At 71.1% G+C, this 20,054-nt stretch carries 24 protein-coding genes; 23 read left to right on the top strand and 1 reads right to left on the bottom strand.

All coding sequences use genetic code 11. The features are described 5' to 3' along the window. The first annotated feature begins 128 nt into the window (after nucleotides 1–128). The 18 genes from proS to K7B10_RS13010 all read left to right on the top strand — a co-directional run bounded on the left by proS (nucleotide 129) and on the right by K7B10_RS13010 (nucleotide 14,717). Nucleotides 129–1,541, top strand: coding sequence for a proline--tRNA ligase (gene proS / locus K7B10_RS13095; protein ID WP_229336255.1), 1,413 nt, complete (start codon nucleotides 129–131; stop codon nucleotides 1,539–1,541). Nucleotides 1,542–1,753: 212 nt separating this feature from the next. Beyond that, entirely contained in the window at nucleotides 1,754–2,353 is a 600-nt protein-coding gene (locus K7B10_RS13090) for a hypothetical protein (RefSeq protein WP_030298455.1), read from the top strand. A gap of 179 nt (nucleotides 2,354–2,532) precedes the next feature. Beyond that, nucleotides 2,533–2,973, top strand: a complete 441-nt coding sequence (rpsP, locus tag K7B10_RS13085) for a 30S ribosomal protein S16 (protein ID WP_030162461.1) — start codon at nucleotides 2,533–2,535, stop codon at nucleotides 2,971–2,973. Nucleotides 2,974–2,975: 2 nt separating this feature from the next. Beyond that, nucleotides 2,976–3,215, top strand: a complete 240-nt coding sequence (locus tag K7B10_RS13080; RefSeq protein WP_030011889.1) for an RNA-binding protein — start codon at nucleotides 2,976–2,978, stop codon at nucleotides 3,213–3,215. Nucleotides 3,216–3,311: 96 nt separating this feature from the next. Beyond that, nucleotides 3,312–3,869: a ribosome maturation factor RimM gene (gene rimM, locus K7B10_RS13075; RefSeq protein ID WP_030859857.1), complete on the top strand. Its 558-nt coding sequence runs from the start codon at nucleotides 3,312–3,314 to the stop codon at nucleotides 3,867–3,869. Next, nucleotides 3,869–4,690, top strand: a complete 822-nt coding sequence (trmD, locus tag K7B10_RS13070) for a tRNA (guanosine(37)-N1)-methyltransferase TrmD (RefSeq protein ID WP_229336254.1) — start codon at nucleotides 3,869–3,871, stop codon at nucleotides 4,688–4,690. Before rimM ends, trmD begins: the two co-directional genes overlap by 1 nt. Before the next feature lie 133 nt (nucleotides 4,691–4,823). Further along, nucleotides 4,824–5,174, top strand: a complete 351-nt coding sequence (rplS, locus tag K7B10_RS13065) for a 50S ribosomal protein L19 (RefSeq protein WP_008737520.1) — start codon at nucleotides 4,824–4,826, stop codon at nucleotides 5,172–5,174. A gap of 44 nt (nucleotides 5,175–5,218) precedes the next feature. Continuing rightward, complete coding sequence (lepB, locus tag K7B10_RS13060) at nucleotides 5,219–5,980, top strand: signal peptidase I (protein WP_229336253.1); 762 nt, start codon at nucleotides 5,219–5,221, stop codon at nucleotides 5,978–5,980. A 289-nt stretch (nucleotides 5,981–6,269) separates the two neighbouring features. Continuing rightward, nucleotides 6,270–6,980, top strand: coding sequence for a signal peptidase I (gene lepB / locus K7B10_RS13055; protein WP_372481402.1), 711 nt, complete (start codon nucleotides 6,270–6,272; stop codon nucleotides 6,978–6,980). 114 nt (nucleotides 6,981–7,094) lie between these two features. Further along, on the top strand, nucleotides 7,095–7,988 hold the full coding sequence (gene lepB / locus K7B10_RS13050; RefSeq protein ID WP_229336252.1) for a signal peptidase I: 894 nt from the start codon (nucleotides 7,095–7,097) through the stop codon (nucleotides 7,986–7,988). Nucleotides 7,989–8,032: 44 nt separating this feature from the next. After that, entirely contained in the window at nucleotides 8,033–8,854 is an 822-nt protein-coding gene (gene lepB / locus K7B10_RS13045) for a signal peptidase I (protein WP_229336251.1), read from the top strand. Next, nucleotides 8,844–9,350, top strand: a complete 507-nt coding sequence (locus K7B10_RS13040) for an NUDIX hydrolase (RefSeq protein WP_229336250.1) — start codon at nucleotides 8,844–8,846, stop codon at nucleotides 9,348–9,350. The genes lepB (K7B10_RS13045) and K7B10_RS13040 overlap by 11 nt, the downstream gene beginning before the upstream one ends. Before the next feature lie 55 nt (nucleotides 9,351–9,405). Further along, nucleotides 9,406–9,714, top strand: a complete 309-nt coding sequence (locus K7B10_RS13035; protein WP_006139554.1) for a DUF2469 domain-containing protein — start codon at nucleotides 9,406–9,408, stop codon at nucleotides 9,712–9,714. A gap of 163 nt (nucleotides 9,715–9,877) precedes the next feature. Beyond that, the gene (locus K7B10_RS13030; RefSeq protein ID WP_229336249.1) at nucleotides 9,878–10,249 is read left to right on the top strand and encodes a YraN family protein; all 372 of its coding nucleotides are present in this window, start codon (nucleotides 9,878–9,880) and stop codon (nucleotides 10,247–10,249) included. After that, a complete protein-coding gene (locus K7B10_RS13025; RefSeq protein ID WP_229336248.1) occupies nucleotides 10,249–11,889 on the top strand; it encodes a YifB family Mg chelatase-like AAA ATPase in 1,641 nt (546 codons plus the stop codon). The genes K7B10_RS13030 and K7B10_RS13025 overlap by 1 nt, the downstream gene beginning before the upstream one ends. Then, nucleotides 11,886–13,061: a DNA-processing protein DprA gene (dprA, locus tag K7B10_RS13020; protein ID WP_229336247.1), complete on the top strand. Its 1,176-nt coding sequence runs from the start codon at nucleotides 11,886–11,888 to the stop codon at nucleotides 13,059–13,061. Before K7B10_RS13025 ends, dprA begins: the two co-directional genes overlap by 4 nt. Before the next feature lie 209 nt (nucleotides 13,062–13,270). Further along, nucleotides 13,271–14,107: an RNA polymerase sigma factor WhiG gene (gene whiG / locus K7B10_RS13015; protein WP_229336246.1), complete on the top strand. Its 837-nt coding sequence runs from the start codon at nucleotides 13,271–13,273 to the stop codon at nucleotides 14,105–14,107. Nucleotides 14,108–14,159: 52 nt separating this feature from the next. After that, entirely contained in the window at nucleotides 14,160–14,717 is a 558-nt protein-coding gene (locus K7B10_RS13010; RefSeq protein WP_229344988.1) for a TetR/AcrR family transcriptional regulator, read from the top strand. Here the strand turns inward: K7B10_RS13010 and K7B10_RS13005 are convergent. After that, a complete protein-coding gene (locus tag K7B10_RS13005; RefSeq protein WP_229336245.1) occupies nucleotides 14,697–15,164 on the bottom strand; it encodes a M23 family metallopeptidase in 468 nt (155 codons plus the stop codon). The genes K7B10_RS13010 and K7B10_RS13005 overlap by 21 nt on opposite strands. Before the next feature lie 251 nt (nucleotides 15,165–15,415). Here K7B10_RS13005 and rpsB point away from each other — a divergent pair, with 251 nt between their 5' ends. The 5 genes from rpsB to K7B10_RS12980 all read left to right on the top strand — a co-directional run bounded on the left by rpsB (nucleotide 15,416) and on the right by K7B10_RS12980 (nucleotide 19,944). Further along, nucleotides 15,416–16,309: a 30S ribosomal protein S2 gene (gene rpsB, locus K7B10_RS13000; RefSeq protein ID WP_229336244.1), complete on the top strand. Its 894-nt coding sequence runs from the start codon at nucleotides 15,416–15,418 to the stop codon at nucleotides 16,307–16,309. Between the two features lie 135 nt (nucleotides 16,310–16,444). Further along, on the top strand, nucleotides 16,445–17,281 hold the full coding sequence (gene tsf, locus K7B10_RS12995) for a translation elongation factor Ts (RefSeq protein ID WP_030859826.1): 837 nt from the start codon (nucleotides 16,445–16,447) through the stop codon (nucleotides 17,279–17,281). 164 nt (nucleotides 17,282–17,445) lie between these two features. Further along, the gene (gene pyrH / locus K7B10_RS12990) at nucleotides 17,446–18,225 is read left to right on the top strand and encodes a UMP kinase (RefSeq protein ID WP_030162523.1); all 780 of its coding nucleotides are present in this window, start codon (nucleotides 17,446–17,448) and stop codon (nucleotides 18,223–18,225) included. Nucleotides 18,226–18,310: 85 nt separating this feature from the next. Then, nucleotides 18,311–18,868 carry a ribosome recycling factor gene (gene frr, locus K7B10_RS12985; protein ID WP_030162526.1) on the top strand — a complete coding sequence of 186 codons (558 nt, stop codon included), beginning with the start codon at nucleotides 18,311–18,313 and terminating at the stop codon, nucleotides 18,866–18,868. Then, nucleotides 18,868–19,944, top strand: coding sequence for a phosphatidate cytidylyltransferase (locus tag K7B10_RS12980; protein ID WP_229336243.1), 1,077 nt, complete (start codon nucleotides 18,868–18,870; stop codon nucleotides 19,942–19,944). The genes frr and K7B10_RS12980 overlap by 1 nt, the downstream gene beginning before the upstream one ends. Nucleotides 19,945–20,054 lie beyond the last annotated feature (110 nt).

The raw sequence follows: 20,054 nt of genomic DNA, 5'->3' as shown, positions 1-20,054 counted from the left end.
AAGAGCGCTCCTGATTCCTTGTCGCCCCCTTGCCCCCGTTGCCAGGGAACTCCCCATTCGCCCCCGCGTCCAGAGGAGTGCGCCACCCGATTCACGCTCGGTGCGCCCGGCGCCGTACCATTCGCGCCATGGCAAAGGCACCCGTTCTCACCCCCCAGGCGGAGGATTTCCCCCGCTGGTACCAGGATCTGATCAACAAGGCCGAGCTGGCCGACAACGGTCCGGTACGCGGCACCATGGTCATCCGACCGTACGGCTACGGGCTGTGGGAGCGGATGCAGCAGGAGATGGACGCGCGCATCAAGGACGCGGGCGCCCAGAACGCGTACTTCCCGCTGTTCATCCCCCAGTCGTACCTGACGAGGGAAGCCGAGCACGTCGAGGGCTTCGCGCCCGAGCTCGCGGTCGTCACGCACGGCGGCGGCAAGGAGCTGGACGAGCCGGTCGTGGTCCGGCCCACCTCCGAGACGATCATCAACGACTACTTCTCCAAGTGGGTCCAGAGCTACCGCGACCTGCCCCTGCTGATCAACCAGTGGGCGAACGTGGTCCGCTGGGAGATGCGTCCGCGCGTCTTCCTCCGTACGAGTGAGTTCCTCTGGCAGGAGGGCCACACCGCCCACGCCACGTACGAGGACGCCCGCGACTACGCCGCCCGCATCCACACGGACGTGTACGGCGACTTCATGACGAACGTGCTCGGCATCGACGTCGTGCTCGGCCGCAAGACCGCCAAGGAGCGCTTCGCCGGCGCCATCAACACCCTCACCCTCGAGGGCATGATGGGCGACGGCAAGGCGCTGCAGCTGGGCACGAGCCACGAGCTCGGCACCAACTTCGCCAAGGCCTTCAACACGCAGTACCTGTCGAAGGAAGGCAAGCAGGAGCTCGTCTGGCAGACCTCGTGGGGCGTCTCGACCCGCATGGTCGGCGGCCTGATCATGTCCCACGGCGACGACAACGGCCTGCGTGTCCCGCCGCGCCTCGCGCACATCCAGGTCGTCGTCATGGCGATCAAGGGCGACGAGGCCGTCACCAAGGTCCGCGAGCTCGGCGCACAGCTGAAGGCCGCCGGCATCCGCGTGCACGTCGACGACCGCGTCGACACCCCCTTCGGCCGCCGCGCCGTGGACTGGGAGCTCAAGGGCGTACCGGTCCGCGTCGAGATCGGCCCCCGCGACCTGGAGGCCGGCACCGCGATGCTGGCCCGCCGGATCCCGGGCGGCAAGGAGCCCGTGCAGATCGACGCGCTCGCCGACCTGCTGCCCAAGGTGCTCGACGAGGACCAGGCGCAGCTGCTGCGCGAGTCCCGCGAGCGCCGCCTGGCCCGCACCTCCGACGTCTCCACCATCGAGGAGGCCGCCGAGGCGGCCATCGCGGGCGGCTGGGCGCGGATCCCGTGGGCCGACCTCGGTCCCGAGGGCGAGGCCAAGCTGGGCGAGCAGGCCGTCTCCGTACGCTGCCTGGTCGCCGCGGACGGGTCGGTTCCGGAGGCGGACGACGCCCCCGGTACGCTCGCGATCGTCGCGCGCTCGTACTGATCACCGCCGTCTGGCCAAGGGGCCGGTCCCGGCGCACGGCACGAGCCGCGCGCCGGGACCGGCCCTTTTGGTCGACGTTACGTACCGACTCCTCCTGGGATCGGCGCACCCGTCCTCGTCGGGACGCATGAGACTGAACTGACTGGTACGTGCAAAAAATTTGGAATGGCCCGGAATCGGAACACCGGGGCACCCCGGCTCGTTGTCACGACGTGAGCACGACACCACCTGTTCTCGCCGCAGAGCTGGCGCAGGCGTGGGCCGACATTCAGCGGTACCACCCCGAGCTGCCTGACCTTGCCGCGCCCGAGTCCCTGATCGGAGAGTCCTCGTCCGCCTGCGGCGCCGAGCTCTCCTTCGAGCGACTGCTGCACGAGGCAGTCCACGGCATCGCCGCCGCCCGCGGAGTGCGCGACACCTCGCGAGCAGGCCGCTACCACAACCGCAGATTCCTCGCGATCGCCGAGGAGATGGGGCTGGACCACTCCGACGAGCCGCACGCGAGCAGCGGCTTCTCGCTGGTCTCGCTCAATCCCGAGGCGAAGAAGCGCTACCGCCCCACCATGGAGCGGCTGCAGCGCGCGCTGAAGGCGCACACGGCCGCGACGGCCGCCGACACCAAGCGCAGCTTCCGCGGGCCGGCCGCCCGGCACGGCTCCTCGGGTGGCGGTGTCCGCGTCAAGGCGGTCTGCGACTGCGGGCGCAATGTGCGGGTCGTCCCCTCCGTGCTGGCACAGGCGCCGATCGTGTGCGGCGGCTGCATGAAGCCGTTCCGCATCCCCGAGGTCGCCGTCTCGGCCGCAGCCTCCTGACCCCGGCCGACTCCCCGTGAGAAGCGCCGCGGGCATGTGGCACAATGGCTAGCTGTACTCGACAGTCGCATAGGACCCCTCTCTCCTCCGGCTGACGCGTCCATCGGGCACCCGAGTACCGCAACCCCACGTGGCATCTCATGTGCCCAACCACGTCAAGTTCAGGAGACACCACTCCAGTGGCAGTCAAGATCAAGCTCAAGCGCCTCGGCAAGATTCGCCAGCCGCACTACCGCATCGTCGTCGCCGACGCCCGCACCCGCCGGGACGGTCGCGCGATCGAAGAGATCGGTATCTACCACCCGACGTACAACCCGTCGCGCATCGAGGTCAACGCCGAGCGTGCGCAGTACTGGCTGTCGGTCGGCGCCCAGCCCACCGAGGCTGTGCTCGCCATCCTGAAGCTCACCGGTGACTGGCAGGCGCACAAGGGCCTCCCGGCCCCCGCGCCGCTGCTGCAGCCGGAGACGAAGGAGAGCAAGCGTCGCTCCTTCGACGAGTTCGCCAAGGCCCTCGAGGGCATCGGCGAGACCAAGGGCGAGGCCATCACGCAGAAGGCGAAGAAGGCCGACAAGAAGGCGGACGAGGCTGAGGCCGCCGCCGAGTCGACCGAGGCCTGAGCATGCTCGAGGAGGCTCTTGAGCACCTCGTAAAGGGCATTGTGGACAACCCCGACGAAGTGCAGGTCGCCTCGCGCAACCTGCGTCGCGGGCAGGTGCTCGAGGTCCGGGTTCACCCGGACGACCTCGGGAAGGTGATCGGTCGCAACGGCCGCACCGCACGTGCCCTGCGTACCGTCGTGGGCGCCATCGGCGGCCGGGGGATCCGCGTCGACCTCGTCGACGTGGACCAGGTCCGCTGAGACTTGGTTCATTGAGAACGTGAATCACCGGCACGGGCCGGGGAGGGCATTCGTGCCCGCCCCGGCCCGTCGTCGTCTGAACAGGAGAAGACACAAGTGGAGCTGGTTGTCGCGCGGATCGGCCGCGCCCACGGGATCAAGGGTGAGGTCACCGTCGAGGTGCGGACCGACGAGCCGGAGCTGCGGCTCTCGCCCGGTGCCGTCCTGCGGACCGAACCGGCGTCGGCGGGTCCGCTGACCATCGAGACGGGCCGCGTGCACAGCGGGAGGCTGATGCTCCGCTTCGCCGGCGTCAAGGACCGCACGGGCGCCGAGGCGCTGCGCAACATCCTGCTCATCGCCGACGTCGACCCGGCCGAGCTCCCCGAGGAAGAAGACGAGTACTACGACCACCAGCTGATGGACCTGGACGTCGTGCTCGAGGACGGCACCGAGATCGGCCGGATCACCGAGATCTCCCACCTGCCCTCGCAGGACCTCTTCATCGTCGAGCGCCCCGACGGCACCGAGGTGATGATCCCCTTCGTCGGGGAGATCGTCGCCGAGATCGACCTGGAGGAGCAGCGCTGCGTCATCACGCCGCCGCCCGGGCTGATCGACGACCGTGCCGAGATCGTCTCCACGCGGGACGCCGAGCCCGAGGGCGACGCCTGATGCGTCTCGACGTCGTCACGATCTTCCCCGAGTACCTGGAGCCGCTGAACGTCTCCCTCGTCGGCAAGGCGCGGGCCCGCGGGCAGCTCGACGTACACGTCCACGACCTGCGGGACTGGACGTACGACCGGCACAACACGGTCGACGACACCCCGTACGGCGGCGGTCCCGGCATGGTCATGAAGACCGATCCGTGGGGCGAGGCGCTCGACGAGGCCCTGGCCGGCGGATACGAGTCCGGCGCGCACGGGCCGGTCATGGTCGTCCCCACGCCCAGCGGCCGCCCGTTCACCCAGGAACTGGCCGTCGAGCTCTCCGAGCGGCCCTGGCTGATCTTCACGCCGGCCCGGTACGAGGGCATCGACCGCCGGGTCATGGACGAGTACGCCACGCGCATGCCGGTCTACGAGGTCTCCATCGGCGACTACGTGCTGGCGGGCGGCGAGGCCGCCGTCCTGGTGGTCACCGAGGCCGTGGCCAGGCTGCTGCCCGGAGTCCTCGGCAACGCCGAATCGCACCGCGACGACTCCTTCGCGCCCGGCGAGATGGCGAACCTGCTGGAGGGGCCGGTCTACACGAAACCCCCGGAGTGGCGCGGCCGGGGCATCCCGGACGTGCTGCTCAGCGGCCACCACGGGAAGATCGCCCGCTGGCGCCGGGACGAGGCCTTCCGCCGGACCGCACAGCACCGCCCCGATCTGATCGAGCGCTGCGAGGCCTCCGCCTTCGACAAGAAGGACCGCGAGATCCTGAGCATCCTGGGCTGGCGGCCCTCCGCCGACGGCCGATTTTGGAGTAGGCCGGAGGCCGTGGAAGAATAGGCGGCTGCTGTGTGCTCGCGTGCGCCCCTGCCACAGGGGGACAGTCGCCCGCCGAGTGACGCGGCTCCCGAATTCTCTCCGGAAACCCGCACCGGCGGCCTGTGGCGTCGTGCGAAGAAAGCAGACGAAGAACATGTCTCACCTGCTCGATGGCGTCAACGCCGCCTCGATCCGCTCCGACGTCCCGGCCTTCCGCCCGGGTGACACGATCAACGTGCACGTCCGCGTCATCGAGGGCAACCGCTCCCGTATCCAGCAGTTCAAGGGTGTTGTCATCCGTCGCCAGGGCTCTGGCGTCTCCGAGACCTTCACCGTTCGCAAGGTCTCCTTCAGCGTCGGCGTCGAGCGCACCTTCCCGGTGAACTCCCCGATCTTCGAGAAGATCGAGCTCGTCACCCGCGGTGACGTGCGTCGCGCCAAGCTGTACTTCCTCCGTGAGCTCCGCGGCAAGGCCGCGAAGATCAAGGAGAAGCGCGACCGCTGATCTCCTCACCGGGTCCGGGGGGCGGCCGGATAGGCTCCCCCTCGATGGACACCGAAGCAGAGCTCACACAGCGCGGCCACTCCTCCCCCGAAAGCGGGGAGGAGCGGCCGCGTTCTGCGTTGTGGGGGCGCCGTTCCCTGCCCGGGTGGCGGACCTTCCTGACGTTGCGGGGCGCCGCCGTGCTCGGCGTGCTCTGCACGTGCTTCCTGCTGCTGCTCAGCAATTTCGTCGTACAGCCCTTCCTGATCCCGAGCCGGTCGATGGAACCGACGCTGCGGGTCGGGGACCGGGTGCTGGTGAACAAGCTGGCGTACCGTTTCGGCGAGCAGCCCCGGCGCGGGGACGTGGTGGTCTTCGACGGCACGGGGTCCTTCGTGCGGGAGGGCGCCGAGGGCAACCCGATCGGCGAGGCCCTGCACGGCGCGGCCTCCGCGCTCGGGATCGGCGAGCCGTCCGAGACCGACTTCGTGAAGCGGGTCGTGGGCGTCGGCGGGGACGACGTGGTGTGCTGCGACGTCGGCGGGCGGATCAAGGTGAACGGGGTTCCGGTGGACGAGCCATACCTGTATCCGGGAGACGCGCCCTCGAAGGTGCCCTTCCGGATCGTCGTACCCCTGGGGACCCTGTGGGTCATGGGTGATCATCGTTCCCAGTCCCGGGACTCCCGGGACCACCTCGGGGAACCGGGCGGGGGGATGGTGCCGGTGGAGAAGGTGATCGGTCGGGCCGACTGGATCGGCTGGCCGGTGTCGCGCTGGGGGTCGGCTCCCACGGCGACACCGTCCTCCGGTGGCGGTCATGGGTAGCCGGGGGCGGCCCAGAGGCGGCCGGGTCCCCGAACCGGATCCGGAGTCCGAGCCGAGGCGGACGCCCCAGCCCACGCCCACGCCCCCCACATTCTGGCGTGCACCCGAGACTCCGGGCGGCCCCGAGCCCCGGCGGGAGCCCGAGCCCGCCGCGGTCCCCGAGCGGCCGGTGCGGGAGCCCGGGTCGCGGCGAGGGGCCGAGGCGCGACCCGTCGCGGCCGAGAGCGGCGGCCGGGCGGCGCGGCGCCGGCTGGCCCGGCGCGTCAAGCGGCGCAGGCGTACCCGCCGGGTGGGCGAGGTACCGCTGCTGATCATCGCGGCGCTGTGCATCGCGCTCGTCCTCAAGACCTTCCTCGTGCAGGCCTTCTTCATCCCGTCCGGATCCATGGAGCAGACCATCCGGATCGGCGACCGCGTGCTGGTCGACAAGCTGACCCCGTGGTTCGGCTCCAAGATCGAACGCGGCGACGTGGTCGTGTTCAAAGACCCCGGCGGCTGGCTCAAGGGCGAGGCCGCGCGCCCGTCCGAGGACCCCGTGGGCGTCAAGCAGATCAAGGAGACGCTGACCTTCATCGGTCTGCTGCCCTCCGCCGACGAACAGGATCTGATCAAGCGGGTCATCGGCGTCGGCGGCGACACCGTCATGTGCTGCGACGCCAAGGGCCGGGTCACCGTCAACGGCACGGCCCTCGACGAGCCGTACGTGAGCCCCGGCAATGCACCCTCCGAAATCCGGTTCGAGGTGCGGGTGCCCAAGGGGCGGATCTTCGTGATGGGCGACCACCGGGCGAATTCCGCCGATTCCCGCTACCACCTCGACGAGGCCTTCGACGGCACCATCGACGAGGGCGGGGTCGTGGGGCAGGCCGTCGTCATCGCCTGGCCGTTCGACCACTGGCGCAAGCTCGAACAGCCCGCGACCTTCCGTTCGGTCCCCGATCCGGCCCCGAGCGGGCGACGCGGCCGTCGTGGGCGCCGGCGGGGCCCGCCGTTCGCATAGTGTGTCCTCGGTCTCCCGCGCCTTAGGGAACTCCCGCTCGTTAAGGGAGGGGAGGGCCCGTGCCCGAATTCGGCGCGGGCGGCGATCTGCGAGTGAGGAGTGGATGTGGGGGATGTGGCGGTAGGCGCGCGATCCGGACGCGATGAAGGCGAGGAGCGGCCGGACGATGCCGAGCGCGAGGCCGAGGACGGTGGTGCCGAGGCGCGCCCGCACCGCTCGTTCTGGAAGGAGCTCCCGCTCCTCATCGGCATCGCCCTGCTGCTCGCCCTGCTGATCAAGACCTTCCTGGTACAGGCGTTCTCGATCCCGTCCGACTCGATGCAGAACACCCTGCAGCGCGGCGACCGGGTCCTCGTGGACAAGCTGACCCCGTGGTTCGGCTCGGAGCCCGAGCGCGGCGAGGTCGTGGTCTTCCACGACCCGGCGAGCTGGCTGGCGGGGGAGCCCACCCCGGAGCCCAACTTCGCGCAGACGATCCTCAGCAAGATCGGCCTGATGCCCTCCGCGGACGAGAAGGACCTGATCAAGCGGACCATCGCCATCGGCGGTGACACGGTCGAGTGCAAGAAGGGCGGACCGGTCGTCGTCAACGGCAAGGAGCTCGACGAGCCGTACATCTACCCGGGCAACACCCCGTGCGACGACGCCCCGTTCGGTCCGATCACGGTGCCCAAGGGCAAGATCTGGGTGATGGGCGACCACCGGCAGAACTCGCAGGACTCCCGTTACCACATGCAGGACTCCACCCAGGGCTTCGTGCCGGTCGACAAGGTCGTCGGGCGGGCCGTTGTCGTGGCCTGGCCGATCACCCGCTGGGCGACCCTGCCCATCCCGGACACCTTCGACCAGCCGGGCATCGGGAACCAGACCAAGGCGACCGCGATGGGCCTCGGGGCCGCCGGGCTGGCGCCCGTCGGGCTCGGTCCGGCCGCGCTGGGTCTCGCCGGAGCCGTTCCGGTCGTCATGTGGCGCCGACGGGGGCTGACCAGCGGGACTACCGGCAGGTAGGGTGCCGCCCAGGTCGTCGATCCCGGAAGTGTGGGGGCGCTGCAATGGGCGAAACGCTGAAAACGCAGACAAGCGGTACCGAGGGCATACGCGGTACCGGAGCCACGCGCGGCGGCAAGGACGGCCGCGGCGGTCTCGGCAACGTGCTGTCGGGAGTCGCCGTTGCCGTCGGCTTCGTCCTCTTCCTGGGCGCCTTCGCCTGGGGGGCCTTCACCTACCGGCCGTACACGGTGCCGACCGACTCGATGATGCCGACGGTGAACCCGGGCGACCGCGTGATCGCCCAGCGCATCGACGGCGGTCAGGTGCGGCGCGGCGACGTGGTCGTGTTCACCGACCACGCGTGGAGCGACTCGCCCATGGTCAAGCGCGTCGTCGCCGTCGGCGGCGACACGGTGAAGTGCTGCGGGGCGGGCGGCCGTCTCACCGTCAACGGCAAGGAGCTCGACGAGCCGTACCTCGAGCACGCCCTGCCCGAGGGGGCGCCCGCGAACAGCGCCGCCGTGCCGGCCTCCGACACTCCCTTCGAGGTCACCGTGCCCGAGGGCAACCTCTTCCTGCTGGGCGACCAGCGCGCCGCCTCGCTCGACTCCCGGTCCCACCTCCAGGAGGCCGGCCAGGGCACCGTGCCGCGGTCCGCGGTCCAGGCCCGGGTCGACGCCCTCGCCTGGCCCACGGTGAAGATGCTGGAGCGGCCCGCCACGTACGCCTCCCTGCCCGGGGGGATCTCGCGGCCGGGGCCGCTGCGCCTCCAGGTGGCCGCGGTCGTCGCCGGAGCCGCCCTGGTGCTGCTGGGGGCCGCCTACGGGCCCCTCGTACGGATCCTGCGGCGCGGACGGCGGCGGGAGCCGGCCGGTGCCCGCTGACGGGGCCGCCGCGGACGGCCCGCGCAAGGTGTCCCGGGTGATCCTGCTGGACCCCGCCGACCGGATCCTGCTGCTCCACGGTTTCGAACCGGACAATCCCGCGGACCACTGGTGGTTCACCCCGGGCGGCGGACTCGAGGGCGACGAGACCCGGGAGCAGGCCGCGCTGCGGGAGCTCGCCGAGGAGACGGGGATCACAGAGGTGGATCTCGGGCCGGTGCTGTGGCACCGGTACTGCTCGTTCCCGTTCGACGGGCGGCGCTGGGAGCAGGACGAGTGGTACTACCTGGCCCGGACCGAGCGGACGCGGACCGAGCCGGGCGGGCTCACCGAGCTGGAGCGACGCAGCGTCAGCGGTGCCAGGTGGTGGACCTCCGAGGAACTTCTCTCGGCCCATGAGACGGTGTACCCGACCAGACTCGCCGAGCTGCTCCGTACGCTGCTCGACGACGGTCCCCCGGGCACGCCGGTGGTCCTGGCCCCGGAAATCGTCTAGGGGCGCAGGGGCCTGGCGCACAATAGGGGGACGCACGGCTGAAGGGGAACATGCCATGAGCGCCGAGGACCTCGAGAAGTACGAGACCGAGATGGAGCTGAAGCTCTATCGCGAGTACCGCGACGTCGTCGGGCTGTTCAAGTACGTGATCGAGACCGAACGTCGTTTCTACCTCACGAACGACTACGAGATGCAGGTGCACTCGGTCCAGGGGGAGGTGTTCTTCGAGGTCACGATGGCCGACGCCTGGGTGTGGGACATGTACCGGCCGGCCCGCTTCGTGAAGCAGGTGCGGGTCCTGACCTTCAAGGACGTGAACATCGAGGAGCTCAACAAGAGCGATCTCGAGCTGCCGGGCAGCTGACGTCCGGCCCTTCACCACCTGCGCGCGCTCGCGCGCCCACCGCCCCCGGCCTCCCCGTATTCACCCTCAAGGGTGAGGGGGTTGTCCACAATGCCCTCGCTGTCCACCAAGATCCACAAGGTGGGCGGGACCGCGGGATCGTCGGGGGCGGAGGTGGTGCCCGATGAACGCGAACGGCGTGGCACGGCAGGCATTGGGGCGGTACGGCGAGGAGCTCGCGGCGCGGCGGCTGACCGAGGCCGGGATGACGGTGATCGCCCGCAACTGGCGGTGCCGCAGCGGGGAGATCGACATCGTCGCGCGGGACGGGGACGCCCTCGTCGTGTGCGAGGTCAAGACACGCCGGGCGGGGGAGTTCGAACACCCCATGGCCGCCGTCCGCCCAGGCAAGGCCGAGCGGTTGCGGCGGCTCGCCGGGCGCTGGCTCGCCGACCACGGAGGACCGCCCGCGGGCGGGGTGCGCATCGACCTGGTGGGAGTCCTGCTGCCGCGGCGCGGCGCGCCGCTGGTGGAGCACGTCCGGGGGGTGGCGTGATGGGGTTCGCACGGGCCTGCTCGGTGGCCCTGGTGGGCGTCGACGGCGTGGTGGTGGAGGTCCAGGCCGACCTGGAGCCCGGGCTCGCCGCCTTCACCCTGGTGGGGCTGCCCGACAAGACCCTGACCGAGAGCCGGGACCGGGTGCGGGCCGCCGTCGTGAACTCGGGCGCCGCTTGGCCGCAGAAGAAGCTCACGGTCGGGCTCAGCCCGGCCTCCGTACCCAAATCGGGCGCGGGGTTCGACTTGGCCGTCGCCGCGGCGGTGCTGGGCGCCGCCGAGCTGGTCGACCCCGAGGTCATCGCCGATCTGGTGCTGATCGGGGAGCTGGGGCTGGACGGCCGCGTGCGGCCCGTGCGGGGCATCCTGCCGGCGGTGCTGGCGGCGGCCGACGCCGGGTACCGGAACGTGGTCGTGCCCCAGCAGTGCGCCGCCGAGGCCATGCTGGTCCCCGATGTCAGCGTGCTCGGCGTGCGCAGTCTGCGCCGGCTGATCGCGGTCCTCACCGACGGGGAGGCTCCCGAGGAGGAACCACCGGATCCGCCGGGGCGGCCCGATCCGATGCTGGCCGGGCTGGTGGTCCCGGGCGCGGGGATCGGCACCGGGATCTCCCGCGGCGGGGGCGGGGCCGGGGAGGGCGAGACCCCGGACTTCCCCGACCTCTCCGACGTCGCCGGGCAGTACGGTGCCCGGCGGGCCCTGGAGGTGGCGGCCTCCGGGGGGCACCACTTGTTCCTCAGCGGACCCCCGGGAGCGGGCAAGACGATGCTGGCCGAGCGGATCCCCTGGATCCTGCCGCCGCTGTGCCGGCAGGACTCCCTGGAGGTCACGGCGGTGCACTCGGTCGCGGGGGTGCTGCCGCCCGGGGAACCGCTGGTCACCCGGCCCCCGTACTGCGCGCCCCACCATTCGGCGACGATGCAGTCCCTGGTCGGGGGCGGCGCCGGGGTGCCGCGGCCCGGGGCCGTCTCCCTGGCGCACCGGGGGGTGCTGTTCCTGGACGAGGCCGCCGAGTTCGGCACGAAGGCGCTGGACGCGCTGCGCCAGCCCCTGGAATCGGGGCACGTGGTCATCGCCCGGGCCGCCGGGGTGGTGCGGCTGCCGGCCAGGTTCCTGATGGTGCTCGCGGCGAACCCCTGCCCGTGCGGGCGGCACACCCTCCTCGGGGCCGGCTGCGAATGCCCGGCCTCGGTGATCCGCCGCTACCAGGCCAGGCTGTCCGGGCCGCTCCTGGACCGGGTGGACCTGCGGGTGGAGGTCGAGCCGGTCACCCGCTCCGACCTGCTGGGGCGCGGCGGCCGCGGGGAGTCCACGGCCGTCGTCGCCGACCGGGTGCGGGAGGCCAGGGACCGCGCCGCGGCCCGGCTCGCCGACACGCCGTGGCGGCTCAACGCCGAGGTCCCGGGGCGCGAGCTGCGCACCCGCTGGCAGGCGGCTCCCGGAGCGCTGGCCCAGGCCGAGCGCGACCTGGAGCGGGGTCTGCTCACCGCACGCGGGCTGGACCGGGTGCTGCGGGTCGCCTGGACCGTGGCCGACCTGCGCGGCCGGGACCGCCCCGAGCCCCTGGACGTGGCCGTGGCCCTGGAACTGCGCACCGGCATCGCCCGCGGCGCCGCCCTGGCGATGGAGGCCGGGCCGTGACCGCCGAACCCGATCCGGAGTGGTGGGCGCGGGCCGCCCTGACCCGGGTGCTGGAGCCCGGCGACGAGATCGGCGGGCGGTGGTTGCGCGAGCACGGCGCCCCCGGGCTGATACGGCTGCTGACCGGGCCGCCGGGCGCGGCGGCGGGCCTGACCGGGGTGGGGGAGCAGCGGATCGCGGGCTACCGCAGACGGGCCGCGCTCGCCGACCCCCGGCGGGACCTGGCGGCCGCCGCCCGCGGTGGCGTCCGGTTCATCTGCCCCGGCATGCCGCAGTGGCCGACCCAGCTCGACGACCTCGGCGACGCCCGGCCCATCGGGCTCTGGCTGCGGGGCGGACCGGACCTGCGGACATGGGCGCTGCGCTCCGTCGCCCTGGTCGGGGCCCGGGCCTGCACCCCGTACGGCGCGCACATGGCCCAGACCCTGGCCGCCGGGCTCGCCGAGCGGGGCTGGGTGGTGGTCTCCGGGGCGGCGTACGGGATCGACGGCGCGGCCCATCGCGGGGCCCTCGCCTCGGGCGGGGCCACCGCCGCGGTGCTCGCCTGCGGGGTGGACGTCGCCTACCCGCGCGGGCACGCCGAGTTGCTCGGCCGGATCGCCGCCCAGGGTCTCGTCCTGGGGGAGCTGCCGCCCGGCAGCCACCCGACCCCGAGCCGGTTCGTGCAGCGCAACCGGGTCATCGCCGCGTTGACCCGCGCCACCGTGGTGGTCGAGGCGGCCCACCGCAGCGGCTCCCTGGTCACGGCCCGGCGGGCCCAGCGGCTCGGCCGGTACACCATGGGCGTCCCCGGCCCGGCGACCAGCGGACTCTCGGGCGGGGTGCACGAACTGCTGCGCGGCGAGGCCGTGCTCGTCACGGACGCCGCGGAAGTGGTCGAGCTCGTCGGCGGCATGGGCGAGCTGGCTCCCGAGCGGCGCGGCCCGGTCCTCGCCCGGGATCTGCTGCACCGGGACACCGCCCGCGTGCTCGAAGCCCTCCCGGCGGGCCGCCCCGCGCACCCGGAGGAAGTGGCCCTCGCCGCGGGCACCGGCACTGATGAAGTCATCGGCAGACTGTACGAACTTCACTCTCTGGGGTTCGTCGAACGGCAGGGCGAGGGCTGGCAGTTGACCACGCCATCCCGTGAGGGAGGCACACAAACCGGGGGTACCCGGCGAGGCGGTGGTTGACCTGGGGTGTTCCGGTGAAAGAGTGAAGCCGATGAGAGACGCGGTCTTCCCGGTGGCAGCCGCCGGGACCGAGCGCCAGGCGCCGGTCCCGGGTCGCCCGCGCGAGTCCGGACGCCCCGGTGCCCATGCGCGATCCCGTACTCTTCGCGCACCGCGACACTTCCGTCACGCTACGCTCCCAAGGAATCCGGCTCCGGCAAAGGCGAAGCATGCCCCAGCACACCTCAGGGTCTGACCGCGCTGCGGTGCCCCCCGCTGCCCGCGGCAGCGTGCGGACCACCGCGCCCTCGTCCCTCGAGGTGCTGTGGCGCTCGTACAAGGAGAGCGGGGACGAGCGGCTGCGGGAGCAGCTGATCCTGCACTACTCCCCCCTGGTGAAGTACGTGGCCGGCCGCGTCAGCGTGGGCCTGCCGCCCAACGTGGAACAGGCCGACTTCGTCTCCTCCGGGGTCTTCGGGCTGATCGACGCCATCGAGAAGTTCGACATCGACCGGTCCATCAAGTTCGAGACGTACGCGATCACCCGCATCCGGGGCGCGATGATCGACGAGCTGCGCGCCCTGGACTGGATCCCGCGCTCGGTCCGGCAGAAGGCGAAGTCCGTGGAGCGGGCCTACGCCGTCCTGGAGGCCCAGCTGCGCCGTACCCCCACCGAGCACGAGGTGGCCGGTGAGATGGGCATCGCCGTGGAGGAACTCCACGCCGTGTTCAGCCAGTTGTCGCTGGCCAACGTGGTCGCGCTGGAGGAGTTGCTGCACGCGGGCGGCGAGGGCGGAGACCGCCTCTCGCTGATGGACACCCTGGAGGACACCGCCGCCGACAACCCGGTCGAGGTGGCCGAGGACCGCGAGCTGCGCAGGCTCCTTGCCAGGGCGATCAACACCCTGCCGGAACGCGAGAAGACCGTCGTCACGCTGTACTACTACGAGGGCCTCACGCTGGCCGAGATCGGCAACGTACTGGGCGTCACCGAGAGCCGGGTGAGCCAGATCCACACCAAGTCGGTGCTCCAACTGCGGGCCAAGCTGGCGGATGTCGGGCGATGAGCTTGCGGCACCTCCGTAGAGTGGAGGTGTGCCCAGGATTCGAGCGGCCTCCGTGGCCGAGCACCGGTCGATGCAACGCGGCGCCCTGCTGGACGCCGCGCGTTCCCTGCTGTCCGAAGGCGGGACGGAAGCGCTGACCTTCCCCGCCCTCGCGGAGCGCACCGGCCTCGCCCGGTCCTCCGTGTACGAGTACTTCCGCTCCCGCGCGGCCGTGGTCGAAGAGCTGTGCGCGGTGGACTTCCCCGTGTGGGCCGCCGAGATCGAGGCGGCGATGGAGCAGGCCGATGTGCCGGAGGCCAAGGTCGAGGCCTACGTGCGGAGCCAGCTGGGGCTGGTCGGGGACCAGCGCCACCGCGCGGTGGTCGCGATCTCGGCCAGTGAGCTGGACGCGGGGGCGCGGGAGAAGATCCGTGCCGCACACGGGGGACTCGTGGCGATGATCGTGGAGGCGCTGGGTGCCCTCGGGCACGAGCAGCCCCGGCTCGCGGCGATGCTGCTGCAGGGGGTCGTCGACGCGGCCGTGCGGCGCATCGAGCTGGGCGCCGCCGAGGATCCCGGTGTGGTCACCGAAGCCGCCGTGGCCATGGCCCTACGGGGAGTACGCGGCTGAGTCCGGCAGCAGTCTGGGGGTCGGGCGGGGCAGGAGAGCCAGGGGGTTCAGGTACGTCGTGCCCCGGAGGAGGCCCCAGTGGAGGCACGGGCCGGCGCAGTGCGTGCCCTCCGTGAGGACCGCCACCACCTGGCCCGTCGTGACCTCCTCGCCCTCGGTGACCAGCGGCCGGACCGGCTCGTACGTGGTGCGCAGGCCGCCCGGGAGGGTCAGGGACAGCACCCCTCGCCCGGCCACCGGGCCCGCGTGGTGGACCCGTCCCGGGCCCACCGCCCTGAGCTCCGCGCCCACCGGGGCTGCCAGGTCCACCCCGCGGTGTCCCGCCGCGTAGGGGGTCGGGGGCGGGTCCCACCAGCGGGCCACCACCAGGGGCGGCGGGAGCGGCCGGGCCCCCGGGGAGAGCGCCTGGGCCAGGGTCAGGAGCAGCGTGAGCAGCAGTGTCGTCATGCCGTCCAGGTTGCCGCCCTGTCGCGCTGCGTGAGCGGGCCTGTGGACGACCGGCCGGGTGTGGACAACGGCGTCACCTGGCATACCGCCCGGTCCCGTACACTTCTTACGGCGATCCGGGTCACCGGGTCGACTTCGCACGCCCCAGCACCAGCCGCTCAGGCCCGGTGAAAGCGTCTCTCGGTCCCCTTCGTCGGGGGCAGGGCGCGGTGGGGCGTCAGGAACCAAACCGAGAAACCAAGGAGATGGCCATGGCCGTCGTAACGATGCGGGAGCTGCTGGAAAGCGGCGTCCACTTCGGTCACCAGACCCGTCGCTGGAACCCGAAGATGAAGCGCTTCATCTTCACCGAGCGCAACGGCATCTACATCATCGACCTGCTCCAGTCGCTGTCGTACATCGACCGCGCCTACGAGTTCGTCAAGGAGACCGTCGCCCACGGCGGCTCCATCATGTTCGTCGGTACCAAGAAGCAGGCCCAGGAGGCCATCGCCGAGCAGGCGACGCGCGTTGGTATGCCGTACGTCAACCAGCGCTGGCTGGGTGGCATGCTCACCAACTTCTCCACCGTCTACAAGCGCCTCCAGCGTCTGAAGGAGCTTGAGGCGATCGACTTCGAGGACGTCGCCGCCTCGGGTCTCACCAAGAAGGAGCTCCTGGTCCTCTCCCGCGAGAAGACCAAGCTGGAGAAGACCCTCGGTGGTATCCGCGAGATGTCGAAGGTTCCCAGCGCCGTCTGGATCGTCGACACCAAGAAGGAGCACATCGCCGTCGGTGAGGCGCGCAAGCTCCACATCCCGGTCGTCGCGATCCTCGACACCAACTGCGACCCCGACGAGGTCGACTACAAGATCCCGGGCAACGACGACGCGATCCGCTCCGTCACCCTGCTCACCCGCGTGATCGCCGACGCCGTCGCCGAGGGCCTCATCGCCCGCTCCGGCGCTGCGACCGGTGACTCGAAGCCGGGCGAGAAGGCCGCCGCCGAGCCGCTCGCCGAGTGGGAGCGCGACCTGCTCGAGGGCGAGAAGAAGGCCGACGACGCCACCGAGGCCGCCCCGGCCGAGGTCCCCGCTGTCGAGGCCCCGGCCGCCGAGGCCACCGAGGCCGTCGAGGCCCCGGCCGCCGACGCCGAGCAGGCCTGACCCTCTGAGAGAGCCCGGCGTTCATCCGCCGGGCACTCGCAGCACGGACGATGACGGCGGGGGAGCCGCGCCTGGCGCGCGACTCCTCCGCCGTTCACCCGTAGATCTACGACTTCGAGAGAGAATCACAGACTCATGGCGAACTACACCGCCGCTGACGTCAAGAAGCTCCGCGAGCTCACCGGCGCCGGCATGCTGGACTGCAAGAACGCGCTGGTCGACTCCGACGGTGACGTCGACAAGGCCGTCGAGGCGCTCCGTATCAAGGGTCAGAAGGGCGTCGCCAAGCGCGAGGGCCGTTCTGCCGAGAACGGTGCCGTCGTCTCCCTGATCGCCGACGACAACACCTCCGGTGTCATCGTCGAGCTGAAGTGCGAGACGGACTTCGTCGCGAAGGGCGAGAAGTTCCTCGCCGTCGCCAACGAGCTGGCCGCGCACGTCGCCGCCACCTCCCCGGCCGACATCGAGGCGCTGCTCGCGTCCGAGATCGCCCCGGGCAAGACCGTCACGGCCTTCGTGGACGAGGCGAACGCCAACCTCGGCGAGAAGATCGTCCTGGACCGCTTCGCGCAGTTCACCGGCGGTTACGTGACCTCGTACATGCACCGCACCATGCCCGACCTGCCGTTCCAGATCGGTGTCCTGGTCGAGCTCGACAAGGAGAACGCCGAGGTCGCCCGCGGCGTCGCGCAGCACATCGCCGCGTTCGCCCCGAAGTGGCTGTCCGCCGAGGACGTCCCGGCCGAGGTCGTCGAGTCCGAGCGCCGCGTCGCCGAAGAGGTCACCCGCGCGGAGGGCAAGCCCGAGGCCGCCCTGCCGAAGATCGTCGAGGGTCGTGTCAACGGCTTCTTCCGCGACAACACGCTGCTCGGCCAGGCGTACGCCCTGGACGCGAAGAAGTCCGTCCAGAAGGTTCTGGACGAGGCCGGTGTCACCCTGGTGCGTTTCTCGCGCATCAAGGTCGGCATCTGAGTTCCGTCCTTACAACGACGGACACCGGACCCCGGTAGGGTCTGAAGCAGTCGTCCGCGTGCGCGCGGAACGACCGCAGATCTGACGAGGAGGCCATTGCCGTAGAGGGAACCGCGAGGACCCACCGGCAATGGCCTTCTTCGTATGTGCACGAGGAGATCTCCATGAATCAGGGCGTGGACCCCCACACCGCTTCCGACGACAAGAGCGACCACGACAAGAAGGGCCGCCGCTTCATGCTGAAGCTGTCGGGCGAAGCCTTCTCCGGTGGTGGAGGACTGGGCGTCGACCCCGACGTCGTCCATGCCATCGCGCGCGAAATCGCCGCGGTGGTCCGTGACGGCGCGGAGATCGCCGTCGTGATCGGCGGCGGAAACTTCTTCCGCGGCGCCGAGCTCCAGCAGCGCGGCATGGACCGTGCGCGGTCCGACTACATGGGCATGCTGGGCACCGTCATGAACTGCCTCGCCCTCCAGGACTTCCTGGAGAAGGAAGGCATCGACTCCCGCGTGCAGACCGCCATCACCATGGGCCAGGTCGCGGAGCCGTACATCCCGCTGCGCGCCGTACGGCACCTGGAGAAGGGCCGCGTCGTGATCTTCGGCGCCGGCATGGGCATGCCGTACTTCTCGACCGACACCACGGCCGCCCAGCGTGCCCTGGAGATCGACGCCGAGGCCCTGCTCATGGGCAAGAACGGGGTCGACGGGGTCTACGACTCCGACCCGAAGAAGAACCCCGACGCAGTGAAGTTCGACGCGCTGGAGTACAGCGAGGTGCTGTCCCGCGACCTCAAGGTCGCCGACGCCACCGCCATCACGCTGTGCCGCGACAACAAGCTGCCGATCCTGGTCTTCGAGCTGCTCGCCGAGGGCAATATCGCCCGCGCCGTCAAGGGTGAGAAGATCGGCACGCTCGTGAGCGACCAGGGCACCCGGGCCTGAGCGTCCGATCGCCGGGCCCGGCCCCGCTCGGCCGAGCCCGCCCCGCCCGCCTGAACCATCCATATCTGACATGCAGGAGCACGTGGTGATCGAAGAAATCCTCCTCGAGGCCGAGGAGAAGATGGAGAAGGCCGTCGTCGTCGCCAAGGAAGACTTCGCGGCGATCCGCACCGGTCGTGCGCACCCGGCGATGTTCAACAAGATCGTGGCGGACTACTACGGCGCCATCACGCCCATCAACCAGCTCGCGTCCTTCTCGGTGCCCGAGCCGCGCATGGCGATCGTGACCCCGTTCGACAAGAGCGCCCTGCGCAACATCGAGCAGGCCATCCGCGACTCCGACCTGGGCGTCAACCCCAGCAACGACGGCAACATCATCCGGGTGACCTTCCCCGAGCTGACGCAGGACCGCCGCAAGGAATACATCAAGGTCGCGCGCACCAAGGCCGAGGACTCCAAGGTCTCGATCCGCGCCGTCCGCCGCAAGGCGAAGGACTCCCTCGACAAGCTCGTCAAGGACAAGGAGTCCGGCGAGGACGAGGTGCGCCGCGCGGAGAAGGAGCTCGACGACACCACCGCGAAGTACGTCGCGCAGGTCGACGAGCTGCTCAAGCACAAGGAAGCCGAGCTCCTCGAGGTCTGATGAACGACTCTCCCTGGGCCACGGAGCCGGTTCCGGCGGGTCCCGCATACGATGCGCTGGTGGGCCCGCACACTCGGCCCATGCCCATCGTGCCCGATGCCGCCGGCCGTGACTTCGACGACCGGGAAGCACGCGATCGGGGGGCCGCCGCCGAAGGCGGCCCCCCGTTCCGCGCCGAGACGCCGCCGCAGGAGCCCATGCCCAGCCCCCCGCCCCCGCCCTCGCCGGCGCCGCAGGACCCCCCGCCCCCGCCGCAGAAGAAGCGGGCCGGGCGAGACCTGCGTGCCGCCATAGGGGTCGGTGTCGGCCTCGGTGCGGTGATCTTCGCTTCGCTGTTCATCGTCAAGGCGGTCTTCGTCGGCGTCATCGTCGTCGCGGTCGTCGTGGGCCTGTGGGAGCTCACCTCCCGGCTCCAGGAGAAGAAGGGCATCAAGGCACCGCTCGTCCCGCTCGCGGTCGGCGGCGCCGCCATGGTCATCGCCGGATACGTCCGGGGGGCCGAGGGCGCCTGGGTGGCCATGGCCCTGACCGCGCTGGCGGTCCTGGTCTGGCGGATGACCGAACCGCCCGAGGACTACCTCAAGGACGTCACGGCCGGCGTCTTCGCGGCGTTCTACGTGCCCTTCCTGGCCACCTTCGTCGCGATGCTGCTCACCGCCGACGACGGTCCGGAGCGCGTGGTCACCTTCCTGCTGCTGACCGTGGTCAGCGACACCGGCGCCTACGCGGTGGGCTGGCGCTTCGGCAAGACGAAGCTGGCCCCGCGCATCAGCCCCGGCAAGACCCGCGAGGGGCTGTTCGGCGCGGTGGCCTTCGCGATGGCGGCCGGCGCGCTGTGCATGGAGTTCCTGATCGACGGCGGCGTCTGGTGGCAGGGCCTGCTGCTCGGCCTCGCGGTCGCGGTCAGCGCCACGCTGGGCGACCTCGGCGAGTCGATGATCAAGCGGGACCTGGGCATCAAGGACATGGGCACGCTGCTCCCGGGCCACGGCGGCATCATGGACCGCCTCGACTCCCTGCTGCCGACCGCCCCGGTGGTGTGGCTGCTGCTCGCCGCCTTCGTCGGCACCGGCTGAAACCGGGCTCCGCGGCTTCCGGCCGACGGGCGGTTCACCAGGGAGACCCCGCTGAGCTGGGACGACGTACGTCTGAAGGCTTTGGGTGGGTCCGGGCGGTTACTCTTGAA

The sequence above is a fragment of the Streptomyces flavotricini genome, from assembly GCF_020639365.1.
Classification (GTDB): domain Bacteria; phylum Actinomycetota; class Actinomycetes; order Streptomycetales; family Streptomycetaceae; genus Streptomyces; species Streptomyces flavotricini.
This window is presented reverse-complemented; position numbering and strand designations above follow the sequence as displayed.

What these genes read in the sequence shown, in the direction of transcription:
- proS (WP_229336255.1), top strand. Translation starts at nt 129, where the DNA reads ATGGCAAAGGCACCCGTTCTCACCCCCCAGGCGGAGGATTTCCCCCGC.
- K7B10_RS13080 (WP_030011889.1), top strand. Translation starts at nt 2,976, where the DNA reads ATGCTCGAGGAGGCTCTTGAGCACCTCGTAAAGGGCATTGTGGACAAC.
- trmD (WP_229336254.1), top strand. Translation starts at nt 3,869, where the DNA reads ATGCGTCTCGACGTCGTCACGATCTTCCCCGAGTACCTGGAGCCGCTG.
- rplS (WP_008737520.1), top strand. Translation starts at nt 4,824, where the DNA reads ATGTCTCACCTGCTCGATGGCGTCAACGCCGCCTCGATCCGCTCCGAC.
- lepB (WP_229336253.1), top strand. Translation starts at nt 5,219, where the DNA reads ATGGACACCGAAGCAGAGCTCACACAGCGCGGCCACTCCTCCCCCGAA.
- lepB (WP_229336251.1), top strand. Translation starts at nt 8,033, where the DNA reads ATGGGCGAAACGCTGAAAACGCAGACAAGCGGTACCGAGGGCATACGC.
- K7B10_RS13035 (WP_006139554.1), top strand. Translation starts at nt 9,406, where the DNA reads ATGAGCGCCGAGGACCTCGAGAAGTACGAGACCGAGATGGAGCTGAAG.
- K7B10_RS13030 (WP_229336249.1), top strand. Translation starts at nt 9,878, where the DNA reads ATGAACGCGAACGGCGTGGCACGGCAGGCATTGGGGCGGTACGGCGAG.
- K7B10_RS13025 (WP_229336248.1), top strand. Translation starts at nt 10,249, where the DNA reads ATGGGGTTCGCACGGGCCTGCTCGGTGGCCCTGGTGGGCGTCGACGGC.
- whiG (WP_229336246.1), top strand. Translation starts at nt 13,271, where the DNA reads ATGCCCCAGCACACCTCAGGGTCTGACCGCGCTGCGGTGCCCCCCGCT.
- K7B10_RS13005 (WP_229336245.1), bottom strand. Translation starts at nt 15,164, where the DNA reads ATGACGACACTGCTGCTCACGCTGCTCCTGACCCTGGCCCAGGCGCTC.
- rpsB (WP_229336244.1), top strand. Translation starts at nt 15,416, where the DNA reads ATGGCCGTCGTAACGATGCGGGAGCTGCTGGAAAGCGGCGTCCACTTC.
- tsf (WP_030859826.1), top strand. Translation starts at nt 16,445, where the DNA reads ATGGCGAACTACACCGCCGCTGACGTCAAGAAGCTCCGCGAGCTCACC.
- pyrH (WP_030162523.1), top strand. Translation starts at nt 17,446, where the DNA reads ATGAATCAGGGCGTGGACCCCCACACCGCTTCCGACGACAAGAGCGAC.
- K7B10_RS12980 (WP_229336243.1), top strand. Translation starts at nt 18,868, where the DNA reads ATGAACGACTCTCCCTGGGCCACGGAGCCGGTTCCGGCGGGTCCCGCA.